General features: G+C 53.9%; 14 protein-coding genes and 1 pseudogene. 7 read left to right on the forward strand and 8 right to left on the reverse strand.

Going from position 1 to position 15,698, the window contains the following annotated elements:
- Positions 1 to 136: 136 nt before the first annotated feature.
- The 7 genes from speFL to kdpF all read right to left on the reverse strand — a co-directional run bounded on the left by speFL (position 137) and on the right by kdpF (position 8,302).
- Positions 137 to 241: a leader peptide SpeFL gene (gene speFL, locus OGV38_RS13045; RefSeq protein WP_114149115.1), complete on the reverse strand. Its 105-nt coding sequence runs from the start codon at positions 239 to 241 to the stop codon at positions 137 to 139.
- 279 nt (positions 242 to 520) lie between these two features.
- Entirely contained in the window at positions 521 to 1,198 is a 678-nt protein-coding gene (gene kdpE / locus OGV38_RS13050; RefSeq protein WP_286473453.1) for a two-component system response regulator KdpE, read from the reverse strand.
- On the reverse strand, positions 1,195 to 3,879 hold the full coding sequence (kdpD, locus tag OGV38_RS13055; RefSeq protein WP_075846909.1) for a two-component system sensor histidine kinase KdpD: 2,685 nt from the start codon (positions 3,877 to 3,879) through the stop codon (positions 1,195 to 1,197). Before kdpD ends, kdpE begins: the two co-directional genes overlap by 4 nt.
- Positions 3,880 to 3,889: 10 nt before the next feature.
- Positions 3,890 to 4,456, reverse strand: a complete 567-nt coding sequence (gene kdpC / locus OGV38_RS13060; protein WP_103283627.1) for a potassium-transporting ATPase subunit KdpC — start codon at positions 4,454 to 4,456, stop codon at positions 3,890 to 3,892.
- Between the two features lie 8 nt (positions 4,457 to 4,464).
- A complete protein-coding gene (kdpB, locus tag OGV38_RS13065; RefSeq protein ID WP_016152268.1) occupies positions 4,465 to 6,513 on the reverse strand; it encodes a potassium-transporting ATPase subunit KdpB in 2,049 nt (682 codons plus the stop codon).
- A 20-nt stretch (positions 6,514 to 6,533) separates the two neighbouring features.
- Entirely contained in the window at positions 6,534 to 8,213 is a 1,680-nt protein-coding gene (gene kdpA, locus OGV38_RS13070) for a potassium-transporting ATPase subunit KdpA (RefSeq protein ID WP_046274707.1), read from the reverse strand.
- Positions 8,213 to 8,302 carry a K(+)-transporting ATPase subunit F gene (gene kdpF / locus OGV38_RS13075; RefSeq protein ID WP_001670793.1) on the reverse strand — a complete coding sequence of 30 codons (90 nt, stop codon included), beginning with the start codon at positions 8,300 to 8,302 and terminating at the stop codon, positions 8,213 to 8,215. The genes kdpA and kdpF overlap by 1 nt, the downstream gene beginning before the upstream one ends.
- A 308-nt stretch (positions 8,303 to 8,610) precedes the next feature.
- Here kdpF and OGV38_RS13080 point away from each other — a divergent pair, with 308 nt between their 5' ends.
- The 3 genes and pseudogenes from OGV38_RS13080 to OGV38_RS13090 form a co-directional block, all read left to right on the forward strand.
- Positions 8,611 to 8,817 carry a YbfA family protein gene (locus OGV38_RS13080; RefSeq protein ID WP_003022870.1) on the forward strand — a complete coding sequence of 69 codons (207 nt, stop codon included), beginning with the start codon at positions 8,611 to 8,613 and terminating at the stop codon, positions 8,815 to 8,817.
- 124 nt (positions 8,818 to 8,941) lie between these two features.
- Positions 8,942 to 10,360 carry a deoxyribodipyrimidine photo-lyase gene (gene phrB, locus OGV38_RS13085; RefSeq protein ID WP_286473458.1) on the forward strand — a complete coding sequence of 473 codons (1,419 nt, stop codon included), beginning with the start codon at positions 8,942 to 8,944 and terminating at the stop codon, positions 10,358 to 10,360.
- A 46-nt stretch (positions 10,361 to 10,406) separates the two neighbouring features.
- Positions 10,407 to 10,760, forward strand: a pseudogene (locus OGV38_RS13090) (Rpn/YhgA-type helix-turn-helix domain-containing protein); the annotation flags it as partial.
- Positions 10,761 to 10,809: 49 nt separating this feature from the next.
- Here the strand turns inward: OGV38_RS13090 and dtpD are convergent.
- The gene (gene dtpD / locus OGV38_RS13095) at positions 10,810 to 12,291 is read right to left on the reverse strand and encodes a dipeptide permease DtpD (protein ID WP_104651691.1); all 1,482 of its coding nucleotides are present in this window, start codon (positions 12,289 to 12,291) and stop codon (positions 10,810 to 10,812) included.
- A gap of 289 nt (positions 12,292 to 12,580) precedes the next feature.
- Here dtpD and ybgI point away from each other — a divergent pair, with 289 nt between their 5' ends.
- Genes ybgI through pxpA form a run of 4 tightly spaced genes read left to right on the forward strand, consistent with a single transcriptional unit; the run spans position 12,581 to position 15,646 of the window.
- Complete coding sequence (gene ybgI / locus OGV38_RS13100; protein WP_269517753.1) at positions 12,581 to 13,324, forward strand: radiation resistance protein YbgI; 744 nt, start codon at positions 12,581 to 12,583, stop codon at positions 13,322 to 13,324.
- A gap of 15 nt (positions 13,325 to 13,339) precedes the next feature.
- Positions 13,340 to 13,996, forward strand: coding sequence for a 5-oxoprolinase subunit PxpB (pxpB, locus tag OGV38_RS13105; RefSeq protein WP_046274709.1), 657 nt, complete (start codon positions 13,340 to 13,342; stop codon positions 13,994 to 13,996).
- The gene (gene pxpC, locus OGV38_RS13110; protein WP_047359481.1) at positions 13,990 to 14,922 is read left to right on the forward strand and encodes a 5-oxoprolinase subunit PxpC; all 933 of its coding nucleotides are present in this window, start codon (positions 13,990 to 13,992) and stop codon (positions 14,920 to 14,922) included. Before pxpB ends, pxpC begins: the two co-directional genes overlap by 7 nt.
- Complete coding sequence (gene pxpA, locus OGV38_RS13115) at positions 14,912 to 15,646, forward strand: 5-oxoprolinase subunit PxpA (RefSeq protein ID WP_149381167.1); 735 nt, start codon at positions 14,912 to 14,914, stop codon at positions 15,644 to 15,646. Before pxpC ends, pxpA begins: the two co-directional genes overlap by 11 nt.
- The last annotated feature ends 52 nt before the right edge of the window (positions 15,647 to 15,698 follow it).

Here is a 15,698-nt window from a genome sequence, read left to right on the forward strand (position 1 = left end):
AAGATGCAATAAACCCTAACCGGTCCGGTCACAGGTAATACAGGGTTATGCAGGGAGAGCACTGCGGATACAGGCGTTAGCCTGCGATACAGAGAGTCAGGAAGACCTGTATACTTGAGTGCCCTTAGTCGGAAGACTAACGGGCATTAAAGAAATGAAAGTCGAAACTGTTGCGGTGGGCAAACATCATAATATGCGTTGTTCGCCTTATATGTGGCATTGTACGGCTATTATTTTCCATTTTAGTTACCTTTACTGGATAAGTGGAAGGTGCGGGTATTTTATCCAGGAAATGGCTATGAACTGTGAAGAAGATCAATAAAAAACGATCGTTTATAAAATATTTAGTCGCCATTTATGCATAGTGCGGGACAAGATGCTGCTTTGTTGTTTATATGTTATTTATTTGTATTTTATTATTTTTTTTACAATATTCTACTGGCTGCATAATAAGTATTATGCAGTGGAGTGAGTAATGAAAAATATATTTATTAATTAATCAGAAAAAATGAATAAGAATTCACGGCATAAACCGATAGCCAATTCCGGTTTCGGTCAGAAAATGACGCGGACGGGCCGGGTCCTGTTCCAGCTTCTGGCGCAGGTGTCCCATATAAATACGTAGATAGTGACTATGTTCGACGGCGTTTGGTCCCCAAACCTGATTTAACAACTGGCGTTGCGTCAGTACCTTCCCGGCATTATTTAGCAGAACCGCTAACAGGCGAAACTCAATCGGCGTCAAATGAATTTCCTCGTCACTTCGGTGAACGAGGCGTGCGGCAATATCCACTTTGACGTTGGAAAAATGTACCACCGGTTCGGGAGACGCACCGCTGGCGTGGCGACGCAATGCCACGCGCAATCTCGCCTGTAGCTCGCCAATACCAAAGGGTTTACTGAGATAGTCATCGGCACCGGCATCCAGCGCAGCAATTTTATCGCTTTCCTCACTGCGGGCTGAAAGCACAATCACCGGAATCGCGCTCCATTGTCGCAGGTCGCGAATAAAATCAATGCCGTCGCCGTCCGGCAGGCCGAGATCGAGAATGATGAGATCGGGTTTTCGCGTGGCGGCTTCCAACAGACCACGTTGCAGCGTTTCCGCTTCATATACACGCAGGCCATCGGCTTCCAGCGCGGTGCGCAGAAAGCGGCGAATGGCATGTTCATCTTCAACAATCAGTACGTTCGTCACATATCCTCATGAAAATCTTCAAGTTCAGGGGGAATTTCCTGGGGCAGTGTAACACGAAAACAGGCTCCTCCTTGCGCGCGATTGTGGACCGAAATAGTACCGCCGTGCACGTCCACAATAGCCTGACAAATTGCCAGCCCCAGCCCAACGCCGGGCACCGATGACTCTTTATTTCCCCGGGAAAATTTGTCAAAAACGCGCTGTTCCATACCCGACGGAATACCCGGCCCATTATCCCAGACGTCCAGTTGCAGATGTGCGCCATCGACGCTGGCATCAATACCGATTTGCGCCTGTGGCCCCGCGTATTTGACGGCGTTTTCCAGCAGATTAATCAGCACCCGTTCAAAGAGCGGACCATCGACGTGAATCAGTGTTAACGGTTCAGGTAACGACAGATTTATCGGGGCAGAGAGACCGGGCTCCAGCATTTGCAGGGCGCTGCCGACCACCTCTTCCAGCGTTAACCACTCCTTCTTAAGATTAAAGCCGCCAGACTGAATTCGCGCCATATCCAGCAGGTTATTAACCAGTTGGGTAGTATTCAGAACGTGCTGGCGAATCTCACTGGCCTGGCGCGCGTGCGGCGATCCCTCGCTGGCCAGATCCAGTGTTAAGATTTCCGCCTGACCGAACAACACCGTCAACGGCGTGCGCAAATCGTGGGACAGAGCAGCGAGCAGGGCGTTGCGAATGCTTTCGCGCTCGCTGGCAAACCGCGCCTGCTCTTCGCTGGCGGTAAGCGTCAGGCGCTCCAGCGCACTGGCTACCAGTAGAGTGAAGGTTTCCAGCAGGCGTTGCTGTTCGGGGATCATAAGCTGACGTAAATTTCCCGGTTCGACCACCAGCAGCCCATGCGTTTTATCGGCGCTTTTTAACGGTAAAATCTGATACGGCACGCCCGGTAACGTGTCGGTGCCTGCACCGGCCGGTTGCCCTTTGTCAAAGCTCCATTGGGCAATGGCGTCATCCCACGGTGTCATGCCCTGTTGATGGGTGAGCGGGGCCAGCTTACCGTTCTCACCGGGCAGTAAAACCTGGCTGCGGGCCTGAAACGTTGAAGCGATAAACTGTTCACTGGTGGCGGCGATATCCGTCTGACTCCGACCGACGGCCAGCGCTTTCGACATCTCATACAAATGACGCGTACGCTGTTCACGATAACGCGCAACCCGCGCCTGATAACGCACCCCGGCGGTCAGATTACCAATAACCAGCCCTACCGTTAGCATTACGGCAAAGGTGAGCAGGTACTGAACGTCTGAAACGGCCAGCGTCCCGCGTGGGGCAATAAAGAAGAGATCGAAGCTGGCGACGTTAATAAAGGTTGCCAGTACTGATGGCCAGCGTCCGTAAAAGAGTGCGATAACCACCACACCCAATAAATAGATCATCACCAGGTTGGCGGCGTCAAAGGCCATTAGCCACTGCATGGCGATTAGCGTAATAATGGCGCACAGCGCAACGGCAACCACACAACCCTGAATTTGTACCCGCCATTTATCCTTAAAGGTGCGACTATCAGCCGTTTGCAGCACAGGGCGTGAAGGGGGCTCATCGAGCGCAACAATCATCAGGTCGAGATCCGGTGCGCGATGAGCGAGTTTGTCGGCAAAGGAATCGCTACGCCACCAGCGACGCGTAGTCGGACGCCCGAGCACAATTTTTCCCAGATTATGCTCACGGGCATAGTGGATGACCGCTTTGTCTTCGGCGGGGTCGGAAAGGGTAGCTGTTTCTGCGCCTAACTCCTGAGCCAGCCGCAGAGCGCTTAAAATTGCGCGGCGTTGTTTTTCGGGCAGTCGGTGCAGCGCTGGCGTTTCGACATACACCGCATGCCAGACGCTGCCGAGACGCGCCGCCAGACGTGCGGCGGCGCGTACCAGTTTTTCGCTGCCGGTATTGTGCCCAATGCACAGTAAAATAGCGTCGCGGGTATGCCAGACTTTCTCCTCTCCCGGACGTCCTCGCCAGGCGCGCATCTGATCGTCTACCCGATCAGCCGTGCGGCGCAGGGCAAGTTCACGTAGCGCGATCAGATTACCTTTGCGAAAGAAATGCTCAATTGCTCTTTCTGCCTGACCGGCGATATAAACCTTGCCTTCGTTCAGGCGCTGGCGCAAATCGTCGGGGGGGAGATCGACCAGCACCACATCGTCGGCGGCATCGAAAAAAGGGTCGGGTACGGTTTCACGAACCTGAATGCCGGTAACGCCGCTGACCACGTCATTGAGACTTTCCAGGTGCTGCACGTTAACGGTAGTAAAAACATCAATCCCGGCTTCCAGCAGCTCTTCAATGTCCTGCCAGCGCTTAGGATGCCGTGAGCCTGGCGCATTACTGTGCGCCAGTTCATCCATCAAAATGAGCGCCGGACGGCGGGCCAGCGCCGCGTCGAGATCGAACTCATTGATATGGCGACCGTGACGCGCTTGTCGCTTTAGCGGCAAGATGCTGAGGCCGTCCAACAGCGCGGCGGTCTCTTTGCGTCCATGGGTTTCCACCACGCCAATCAGCACATCTAACCCTTGCGCCCGCAGTCGCTGGGCCTCTGCCAGCATGGCCCAGGTTTTGCCGACGCCAGCACAGGCACCGAAGAAAATTTTCAGTTTTCCCCGGTGCGGGGCCGTGGTCTGCTCCAGCAGGCGATCGGGGTCGGGGCGTAAGGGTTCGTTATGCATGTCCTTTTTCTCAGTGCTTATCCAGCGCTAAATTAAGTTCCACCAGGTTCACCACCGGCTGACCGATAAAACTGACCAACGGCTTTTGCGTATATTGTGCAACCAACCGCGTAACCTCTTCAACGCTGAGGTTGCGAGCCTGCGCCACGCGGGGAATTTGCCAGGCCACCGCGGCTGGCGTCAGGTTGTTATCCAGCCCGCTGGAAGAAGCCGTTACCAGCTCTACCGGGACGGCAGGACTGGCCTGCGGGTTGGCGGCACGCAGCGCGGCAATCCGGCTTTGCAGCTGTTTATCCAGTTTCGGGTTGCTGGCTGCCAGATTACTGCCGCCTGAAGCCATTGGATTATAGGGCATTTCAGCTGTGGCAGACGGACGCCCCTGAAAATAACCGGCAGCGGTAAAATGTTGCCCGATGAGCTCAGAGCCGCGAACCACCTGACCTTCGCTAAGAAGCGAACCGTTAGCCTGGTGGGGAAACCACCACTGCCCCAGCGCGGTCGTCAGCAACGGGTAAGCCCCGCCGGTGATAAGCATCAGGAAAATCAATGTTGATAATGCAGGACGTAATCCACTCATCTGAAACCTCACACCAGACCCAGCAGGGTCAGCAGTAAATCAATCGCTTTGATACCGATAAACGGCACAACCAAACCGCCCAGACCATAGATCCACAAATTGCGGCGCAACATCGCGGATGCGGACAAAGGTTTGTAGCTCACGCCTTTTAGCGCCAGCGGGATCAGAAAGACGATAACCAGCGCGTTAAAGATAACCGCGCTGAGGATCGCCGAGTCTGGCGAATGCAGTCCCATCACGTTCAGCGCATTGAGCTGCGGATAGGTGGCGGCGAAGGCGGCCGGGATAATAGCGAAATACTTCGCGACGTCGTTGGCAATACTGAAAGTGGTCAGCGAACCGCGCGTCATCAGCATTTGTTTACCAATGTGCACTACTTCAATCAGTTTGGTGGGGTTGGAATCGAGATCCACCATGTTACCTGCTTCTTTCGCTGCCTGAGTTCCCGAGTTCATGGCGACCGCAACATCGGCCTGCGCCAGGGCAGGAGCGTCATTGGTTCCGTCGCCGGTCATTGCCACCAGACGACCTTCCGCTTGATACTGACGAATCAGCGCCAGCTTGGCTTCCGGCGTGGCTTCAGCTAAGAAGTCATCCACTCCGGCCTCAGCGGCGATCGCGGCAGCGGTCAGGCGGTTATCGCCGGTGATCATCACCGTTTTAATCCCCATTTTGCGCAGTTGAGCAAAACGTTCTTTGATCCCGCCTTTCACAATATCTTTCAGCGCAATCACGCCCAGTACGTGGGAGCCTTCGGCAACCACCAGCGGCGTTGCGCCAAGGCGAGCGACGCTTTCGACCTTCTGCTCCACATCGGCGGGAAAGTGGCCGCCGTTGGCTTCAACGTGCCGACGAATGGCATCGACCGACCCTTTGCGGATCATTCGGTTGTCGATGTTGATGCCGCTCATCCGGCTTTGGGCGGTAAACGGCACAAAGGTAGCGTGCAGCGATTGCACGTCGCGAATACGCAGATTAAAGCGCTGTTTTGCCAGGATCACGATGCTGCGGCCTTCCGGCGTTTCATCGGCCAGCGATGAAAGCTGTGCGGCGTCGGCCAACGTTTTTTCGTCCACGCCGTGGGCGGGCAGAAAATCCGAAGCCTGACGGTTACCCAGCGTAATGGTGCCTGTTTTATCCAGCAGCAGTACGTCTACGTCACCTGCCGCCTCTACTGCACGTCCGCTGGTAGCGATGACATTCGCGCCCAGCATGCGGCTCATCCCGGCGACGCCAATCGCTGAGAGCAGTCCGCCTATCGTTGTAGGGATCAAGCACACAAGCAAGGCAACCAGCACCGTGATGCTGACCGCACTACCACCCCAGGCGGAAAACGGCCATAGCGTGGCGGTCGCCAGCAAAAAGATAATGGTCAGGGCAATCAGCAGGATCGTCAGGGCGATTTCATTGGGCGTTTTACGCCGCTGCGCGCCTTCAACCATGGCGATCATCCGGTCGAGGAACGTTTCACCGGGGTTTACGCTGCATTCGATAACCAGCCAGTCGGAGAGGATGCGGGTCCCGCCGGTGACGGAGGCGAAATCGCCACCGGATTCACGAATCACAGGCGCAGATTCACCGGTAATGGCACTTTCATCTACTGATGCGCCACCTTCAATGACCTCGCCGTCACACGGGATAATATCGCCAGCTTCCACCAGCACGATATCCCCTTTCCGTAAATCATCGGCAGGAACGTGATCCATTGCCGCGCCGTATTTGGGTTCGCGAAGTTTACGGGCAAAGGCGGTTTTTTTGACTCCCTTTAGGCTATTAGCCTGAGCTTTACTGCGACCTTCCGCCAGCGCCTCAGCGAAGTTGGCGAACAGAACGGTAATCCACAGCCACAGACTTATCGCGCCGGTAAACCACGGGCTGCCCTGCATATGACCTGTTGCCATCGCTACCGTTAACAGTGTCGTTAACAAACTGCCCAGCCAGACGATGAACATCACCGGGTTACGCCACTGGGTATGTGGGCTTAATTTTTTCACTGCGTCCATCAGCGCCTGTGCGACCAGAGAGGGTTCGAACAGCGCCAGTTGCTTGCGACTCATAGTAATGTGCTCCGCATCACTCAGTGTAATGACAGGTATTCTGCGACCGGGCCAAGCGCCAGGGCAGGAACAAAGGTGAGAGCGCCAACCAGTAACACCGTACCGATTAACAACCCGACAAACAGCGCGCCGTGGGTAGGTAGCGTGCCTGGGCTTGCTGGCTGGATCTTTTTACTGACCAGCGACCCGGCAATAGCCATCACGGGGATGATCACGCCGAAGCGACCGAAGAACATGCACAGGGCCAGCAGGCAGTTCCAGAACGGGCTATTGGCGCTTAATCCGGCAAAGGCGCTACCGTTGTTGTTCGAGGCAGACGACACGGCATACAGGACTTCACTAAAGCCGTGAGGACCTGGATTAAGCATGGCGCTGCGCCCGGCATCGCTCATCATGGCGATCGCTGTACCGAGCAGGACCAGCGTAGGGGTGACCAGAATCGCCAGCGCGGTCATTTTCATTTCGCGCACGTCGATTTTCTTACCCAGATACTCCGGCGTACGGCCAATCATTAACCCGGCGATAAATACCGCCAGCAGCACGAACAGCAGCATGCCGTACAGACCTGAACCCACACCGCCGAAGACCACTTCACCAATCTGCATCAGCCACATAGGTACCATGCCGCCCAGTGCGGTAAAGGAGTCATGCATCGCATCGACAGCCCCGCAGGATGCTGCCGTGGTGACGACGGAAAAGAGACTCGTGGCCAGCACGCCAAAGCGGCTCTCCTTGCCCTCCATGTTGATATTGCTGTCGGCACCGAATGCCATCAGGTGCGGGTTGCCCTGAACTTCGGCCCACATCACGACGGCAACGCAGACTGCAAAAATCAGTGACATGGCCCACAGTAAGGTCCGCCCCTGACGACGATCGCCCACTACATCACCAAAGGCAAAACACAGCGCGGTGGGAATTAAGAAAATAGCCAGCATCTGTACCAGATTGGTCAGTGCGGTTGGGTTTTCAAACGGATGCGATGAGTTAGCGTTAAAGAATCCCCCTCCGTTAGTGCCGAGCATCTTAATCGCTTCCTGTGAGGCGACTGGCCCCATTGGCAGCAGCTGTTTCACCCCTTCAAGGGTGGTGATGGGCTGATAAGGCAATATGTTTTGCAACGTACCTTGCTGAATGAAGAACAGGGCAATGAGCAACGCAATAGGGACGAGGATCCACAGCGTAATGCGAACCAGATCGACCCAGGCGTTGCCCAGCGTGTTCATACTCTGGCGTGTGAAAGCGCGGGTCAGGGCAAAAATCACCGCAATTCCGGTCGCCGCAGACAGGAAATTCTGCACGGTCAACCCGGCCATCTGGCTGAAATAGCTTAAGGTGGTTTCGCCAGCATAGGATTGCCAGTTGGTATTAGTGACAAAACTCACCGCCGTGTTGAGCGCCAGATCCCACGAAAGCCCTGGCAGTTGTTGGGGATTTAACGGTAGCAGGTTTTGCGCCATCAGCATCGAAAACAGGACCAGCAGGCCCAGCGCATTGAGAGCAAGGATAGCCAGCAGATACTGCCGCCAGTTCATCTCCTGCTGCGAGATGCCCAGACCGCGCCAGAGTAAATGCTCCGCGCCAACCAGACCCGGCAGGGGCGTATTGTTGATCAGTCGAGCCAGCCCAAATCCCAACGGTCTGGCGATGACAAATAGCACCAGCAAGAAACTGGCAATGAGTAAAAATCCTTGGGCTGCCATCAGAACGCCTCCGCATTGATCAGGGCATAGACCAGGTAACCTAATAATAAAAAGACCAGCACAATGCCGGTTATCACGCCTGCACTCACAGTGCACCTCCAGTGGCATAAATGTGATAACCAGAGCGTAGGTTTTTGCTTGCAAAGATTTCGCAAAAATCAGCGGGTAGGGTGTAAAAAAAGTATAAAAATGGCAAAAACCATTATTTAACTAATGGTTAGTATTAATTTAACTTTTATGTAACTTAATTACGGTTTTAAGCTAAACGGAGCATCAATAGATAAAAATAAGTGGTCGGATGAGTAGCAAAATTACACACAAGGCGGTATTATTTTCATCAGTTAACCAAGTTTATTTTTCCGGTGCTATTCACCGAATAGATATATGGGAGAGGATTATGGACTTTTATAAAGAATATCCAGCACACATTGTTTTCTTGCGCCGTACCTTTGCCGTAGTGGCGGGCGTGCTGGCGCTACCGGTCATGCTGTTCTGGAAAGACCGCGCTCGTTTTTACAGCTACCTGCACCGCGTCTGGTCTAAAACCAGTGATAAACCGGTGTGGATGGAGCAGGCTGAAAAAGCCACCTGCGATTTCTACTAAGTTATCGTTCTTGCTCAAGAAAACCGCTCACAGTAATGTGGCGGTTTTTTTTATGCGCCGACGTCTACACTTGTCGGTGTAATAGATAACGAGTGGCAATGATTAATTTATATCCGGGAGTATTATGACCACCCATCTGGTCTGGTTTCGACGTGATTTACGTCTGCATGACAACCTCGCGCTGGCGGCGGCTTGTCGGGATCGTACTGCGCAGGTCATCGCGCTATATATCTCTACTCCTGAGCAGTGGAAGGCGCATGAAATGGCCCCACGTCAGGCGGCATTTGTGAGTGCGCAGTTGAATGCGTTGCAGGCGGCGCTGGCGGAAAAAGGCATCCCGCTTCTGTTTGATGAAGTCGCAGATTTTGCGGCCAGCGTGGAAACCGTTAAAAACGTCTGCGCACAGCATAGCGTCAGCCGATTGTTTTATAACTATCAATACGAAATAAACGAACGTCAGCGTGATGTCGCCGTTGAGAAGGCATTACCCCATGTGGTGTGTGAAGGGTTTGACGACAGCGTGATCTTGCCTCCGGGGGCGGTCATGACCGGCAATCACGAAATGTATAAAGTCTTTACACCGTTTAAAAATGCCTGGCTAAAGCGGATTAAAGAGGGTGTTCCAGAATGCGTTAGCGCGCCGAAGGTGAGAGAAAGCGGCGCTCTTGACGCTCCGTTAACATCAATAACGCTGAGCTATCCGCAGCAAGATTTTGATGCGCAGCGGTTTGTGGCAGATGAAAAACTGGCTATCGCGCAATTACGCCAGTTTTGCCAGCAGGCCGCGAGAGAATATGAGCAACAGCGTGATTTCCCTGCGGTTGACGGTACCAGTCGATTATCCGCGAGCCTGGCGACAGGGGGATTGTCGCCGCGCCAGTGCCTGAATCGACTGCTCGCGGAGCAGCCGCAGGCGCTTGAAGGAGGGGAAGGCAGCGTCTGGCTGAACGAACTTATCTGGCGTGAATTTTATCGTCATCTGATGACTTACCATCCGGCGCTGTGTCGGCATCAACCGTTTATCCGTTGGACCGATCGCGTGCAATGGCAGAATAATCCGGCACATTTGCATGCCTGGCAAACAGGGAACATGGGATACCCGATTGTGGATGCGGCGATGCGTCAGCTCAACGCCACGGGCTGGATGCATAATCGATTACGCATGATTACGGCCAGTTTTTTAGTGAAAGATCTGCTGATCGACTGGCGTAAAGGCGAGCAATATTTTATGTCGCAACTGATCGATGGCGATCTGGCGGCCAATAACGGCGGCTGGCAGTGGGCGGCCTCAACCGGGACCGACGCCGCACCGTATTTCCGTATCTTTAACCCCACGACTCAGGGCGAAAAATTTGACCGCGACGGTGAGTTTATCCGCCAGTGGCTGCCGGAACTGCGCGATGTGCCGGGTAAAGCCATTCATGACCCGTGGACATGGGCTGAAAAAGCGCAGGTTACGCTTAACTATCCTCGTCCGATTGTCGATCATAAACAGGCAAGACTGGCGACGCTGGCGGCCTATGAGACGGCGCGTAAAGAGTAGGCATGGTGGATTTCAGCGTAATGCCTTCCAGCAGAATGAGAATGTGGTGATAGCGCTTGTAGAGCAACTGACCACGCTGCTACTTACTGGATGCGCTAATGACACGCAATTACAAGCGATGTTTAATTACATTCTACAATCTGGCGATGAATCTCGCTTTAATGAGTTTATGCAAGAGATGGCACAACGGATCCCCCAACACAAGGAGAGGCTAATGACTATTGCAGAGCGGTTACGGTTAGATGGATTACAGGAAGGACTACAACAAGGACTACAACAAGGAAAACAAGAAGCGGCATTGCGTATAGCGCAAACCATGTTGGAGCAGGGAATAGAACGCGAAATGGTAAAACTGGTGACCGGTGTTTCAGAAGCAGATTTGGCTGTAAACCATGCATAATCTCCAGAAAAACAGGCCCGAATCTTATTACATCATCGGGCCTGTAAACTCAGGACTCTACCGCTAGCGGACGATTTCTGAACTTCAACGACTGGTACAGCCAAATCAGCAGCACCAGCACCACACAGGCCAGCGCGCCCCAGGTTATTTCGCTAAAGACATCAATATATGCATTGATGGAATAGTTGATAGCGCCCGCTGAATCAAACGAGCCTTGTGAGGTCTGATCGGCGATAACGCCTGCCAGGTAGTTGGCGATGGCCCCGGAAAGCAGCATGTAAATACCCGTTAATACGCCGGTCACTCCTGGGATCTCGATACGTGTAATCTGAGACATAGCCACCGGATCGATAAACAGCTCGGCAAAGCCCATGACCGCCAGCCCCAATACCATCAGCGGCATGGAAGAGTGACCGTAAGCCGCGGACCAGCGGGCGCTCAAGGTCAGAATACAGAATCCGGCGCTCATTAAACCGAGGCCAAGGGCAAATTTACCCCAGATACGTACGGTACGATTACCGCTAACGCTTTCTTTGACCACCCAGGCCAGCACGATACCGCACAGCATAACGGCAAAGGCGTTAACCGACTGGAACATCGCGGTAGGGACGGAATATCCCAGAATATCGCGGTTAACGAAGCGGTCGATATACAGGCTAATCGAACTGCCGCCCTGTTGAGCAAAGGCCCAGAACAACAGACTGAAGAAGGTCAGCGTAACGATAAGCCCCAGCTCTTTGCGCTGTTTCTGGGTCTGCGCCTGGCGGTAAATCTTCGCCAGAACCGCCAGACCAATAACAGTAGCAACGATCAGTGCGTAAACGGACCACTCTTTCCAGAACAGAACGGTAATCAGCAGCGGTGCTGCAACCAGCAGAACTAATAACCAGGCCCAGTTTGGCAGCATATATTTTTTCGCACACAAAACGGCCTTGTTGACGCCGGTGGTATGGGCGAAATGGCGATTACCGCATACGAAAATCACCAGCCCCGCCAGCATGCCAATCGCCGCCAGCGCAAAGCCCATCGCCCAGCTGTACTCTTCCTGCACGTAGCCGCAGGCAATGGGCGCGATGATTGAACCAATATTACCGGCAGCGTAGAGCAGAGAGAATCCACCGTCACGGCGAGGGTCTTCAGGCTGATACAACTCGCCCAACAGGCAACTGATGTTGGATTTAAACAGACCGTAGCCACAGACAATAATCGCCAGCGACAAATAAAGGAACGCCGGGGCCATTTCGCTGGCGCCCAATACCAGATGTCCCACTGCCATTAAAAATGCGCCGATCATCACCGCCATTCGATTGCCGAGCACTTTATCGGCCAGGTATCCCCCAAGAATGGGCGTGACGTAGACCAGCGAGCAGTAGGCGCTGAACAGTTCATATGCGTGATTATCGTCGTACTTAAGCTGGTTAGTGAGATACAGGATCAGCAATGCACGCATGCCGTAAAAACTGAAGTATTCCCAAATTTGTAGCGAAACGACGTAATAAATCGCCCGTGGTTGAGATGCTTGTTTATTCATTCTTTTCTCGAAGTAAATGCCTCGCAACAGACTGAACGTGCTGCGCGAGTGTGTTTCCTTAAAGTTTTAACTTTGATACAGATCTGATTATTTTTGCAATATGCTGTCTGATTGCATAAATATACATGAATTAGATCGCGTGGGGGTAAGCAAATTGCGTTCAAATCGGGTGTGATTGTTTCTTGATGTGTCAGTGAAATGTCTATCGACGAACGCAAGCGGGAACGCTATTTTAACCTAAGCTGTGTTGCTGATTGGGCAGGCAGAATTTATGACTACGAGGACGATGATGAAAAACACCGAACTGGAACAACTGATCAACGACAAACTGAACAGCGCCGCCATTAGCGACTATGCGCCGAATGGTTTGCAGGTTGAGGGCAAAGAGACGGTGCATAAAATCGTGACTGGCGTGACCGCAAATCAGGCGTTACTGGACGAGGCGGTACGCCTGCAGGCGGATGCGGTCATCGTTCATCACGGTTATTTCTGGAAAGGCGAATCTCCGGTTATTCGCGGTATGAAGCGCCATCGTCTGAAAACTCTGTTGGAAAATGATATCAACCTGTATGGCTGGCACCTGCCGCTGGATGCTCACCCGGAACTGGGTAATAACGCGCAGTTGGCAGCGCTGTTGGGGATCACCGTCATGGGTGAAATCGAGCCGCTGGTGCCATGGGGAGAACTCTCCATGCCGGTTCCGGGGCTGGAGCTGGCATCGTGGATTGAAGCGCGTTTAGGCCGTAAACCGTTATGGTGCGGTGATACCGGGCCGGAAAAAGTTCAGCGCGTCGCCTGGTGTACAGGGGGCGGTCAGAGTTTTATTGATAGCGCAGCCCGGTTTGGTGTCGATGCCTTTATCACCGGTGAAGTTTCAGAGCAAACCATTCACTCAGCCCGCGAGCAAGGGTTGCATTTTTATGCTGCTGGTCACCATGCGACCGAACGCGGCGGCATTCGCGCATTAAGCGAATGGCTGAATGAAAATACCGATCTGGACGTAACCTTTATCGATATTCCTAATCCAGCGTAATAAAGAGGGACGAAAGTGCAGCGAGCGCGTTGTTATCTGTTAGGTGAAAGTGCGGTGGTTCTTGAGCTGGAACCTCCCATTACGCTGGCGACTCAGAAACGCATCTGGCGTCTGGCCCAGCGTCTGGTTGATGCCCCGAATGTGCTGGAAGCTATTCCGGGAATGAACAATATCACGGTTACCCTGCGCGACCCGAAAACGCTGGCGCTGGATGCGATTGAACGCCTGCAGCGCTGGTGGGAAGAGAGTGAGGCGCTGGAGCCGGACTCGCGCTTTATTGAAATTCCCGTGACCTATGGCGGTGAGTTCGGCCCCGATCTGGCAGAGGTCGCCCGGCACAGTGGATTAAGCGACAAGCAGGTCGTCGAACTTCATGCGTCGGTTGATTATGTGGTGTGGTTTATCGGTTTTCAGCCGGGATTTCCCTATCTCGGGAGCTTACCTGAACCGCTCCATACTCCGAGGCGTGCGGAACCGCGTCTGCTTGTTCCGGCAGGTTCTGTGGGTATTGGCGGATCCCAAACGGGGGTCTATCCGCTTTCCACGCCAGGTGGATGGCAATTGATTGGCCGTACCTCCGTTGCGTTATTTGATCCAAAACGGCAGGAGCCGATTCTGTTACGGGCTGGCGATACCGTGCGTTTTGTCCCGCAGAAGGAGGGGATATGTTAAACATCATTCGCGCTGGCATGTACACCTCAGTACAGGACGGGGGACGCCATAGTTTTCGTCAATCCGGAATCAGTCACTGTGGCGCGCTGGATAAACCGGCGCTGAACGTTGCTAACCTGCTGGTAGGTAATGATGCGAATGCCGCTGCGCTGGAAATCACACTGGGGCAGTTGGTGGTGGAATTTGAAACCGATGGCTGGTTTGCCCTGACCGGTGCGGGATGTGAAGCGCACCTGGATCGTACTCCCGTATGGAGCGGATGGCGGCTGCCGGTGAAAGCCGGGCAGCGTCTGACGCTAAAACGTCCACACCACGGCATGCGCAGCTATCTGGCGGTAGCGGGCGGTTTTGATGTGCCCGAAGTAATGGGCTCGCGCAGTACCGATCTCAAAGTCGGAATTGGTGGGCTGGAAGGGCGTCTGCTGCGCGATGGCGATCGGCTGGCAATTGGCGCATCGACCCGGCAATTCAGCGGGCCGCAGGGCGTAAAACAGCTGATGTGGGGCAACCACATTCGTGCGCTCCCCGGGCCTGAATACCAGGAGTTTGACGAAGTATCGCAGGCTTCTTTCTGGCGCTCCCCGTGGCAACTGAGTCCGCAAAGCAACCGTATGGGGTATCGCTTGCAGGGGCAGTCGCTGACGCGCACGACCGATCGCGAGTTATTGTCGCATGGTTTGCTCCCTGGCGTAGTGCAGGTTCCGCATAATGGTCAGCCCATCGTGCTGATGAACGATGCTCAGACGACGGGCGGCTATCCGCGTATCGCCTGTATCATCGAAGCAGATATGTATCATCTGGCGCAGATCCCGCTCGGCCAGCCGATTCATTTTGTGCAGTGTTCGCTGGAGGAAGCGCTTAAGGCGCGCCACGATCGGCAGCGTTATCTGGAACAGTTAACATGGCGACTTAACAATGAAAATTGATCTCAACGCAGACCTCGGTGAGGGATGCCCTAACGATGCAGCGCTGCTGCAACTGGTGTCATCAGCCAACATCGCCTGTGGGTTTCACGCCGGTGATGCGCAGACGATGCTTTTAAGCGTGCGCGAAGCGCTAAAAAATGGCGTAGCGATAGGCGCGCATCCGAGTTTTCCGGATCGGGAAAATTTTGGCCGTAGCGCCATGACCCTGCCTGTGGAAACGGTGTATGCGCAGACGCTGTATCAAATTGGTGCGCTGGCTGCCATCACGCGTGCGCAGGGCGGCGTAATGCGTCATGTTAAACCGCACGGTATGCTTTATAACCAGGCGGCGAAAGATCCTCAGTTGGCGGATGCTATTGCTAAAGCGGTGTATGCCTGCGATCCGTCGCTGGTTCTGGTAGGACTGGCGGGAAGCGAACTGATTCGTGCCGGAGAACGCTATGGTCTGGTAACACGTCAGGAGGTTTTTGCCGATCGGGGTTATCAGGCGGATGGCAGTCTGGTGCCGCGCAGCCAGCCGGACGCATTGATTGAGGATGAAGAGCAGGCGCTGGCGCAAACGCTAGAAATGGTGCAATCCGGCAGAGTAAAAAGCCAGAGTGGAACGTGGGCGAGCGTGACAGCCCAGACGGTATGCATTCACGGGGATGGTGAGCACGCACTCGCTTTTGCCCGTCGCTTGCGAGCCGCATTCAATGCATGCAATATTCAAATTAGCGCATAAATTTATTCATACAAAACAATAATATATTACACAACAACATATACAGGACTGA

Source organism: Citrobacter sp. Cb080, from assembly GCF_030334745.1.
In the GTDB taxonomy this organism is placed as follows: Bacteria; Pseudomonadota; Gammaproteobacteria; order Enterobacterales; family Enterobacteriaceae; genus Citrobacter; species Citrobacter braakii.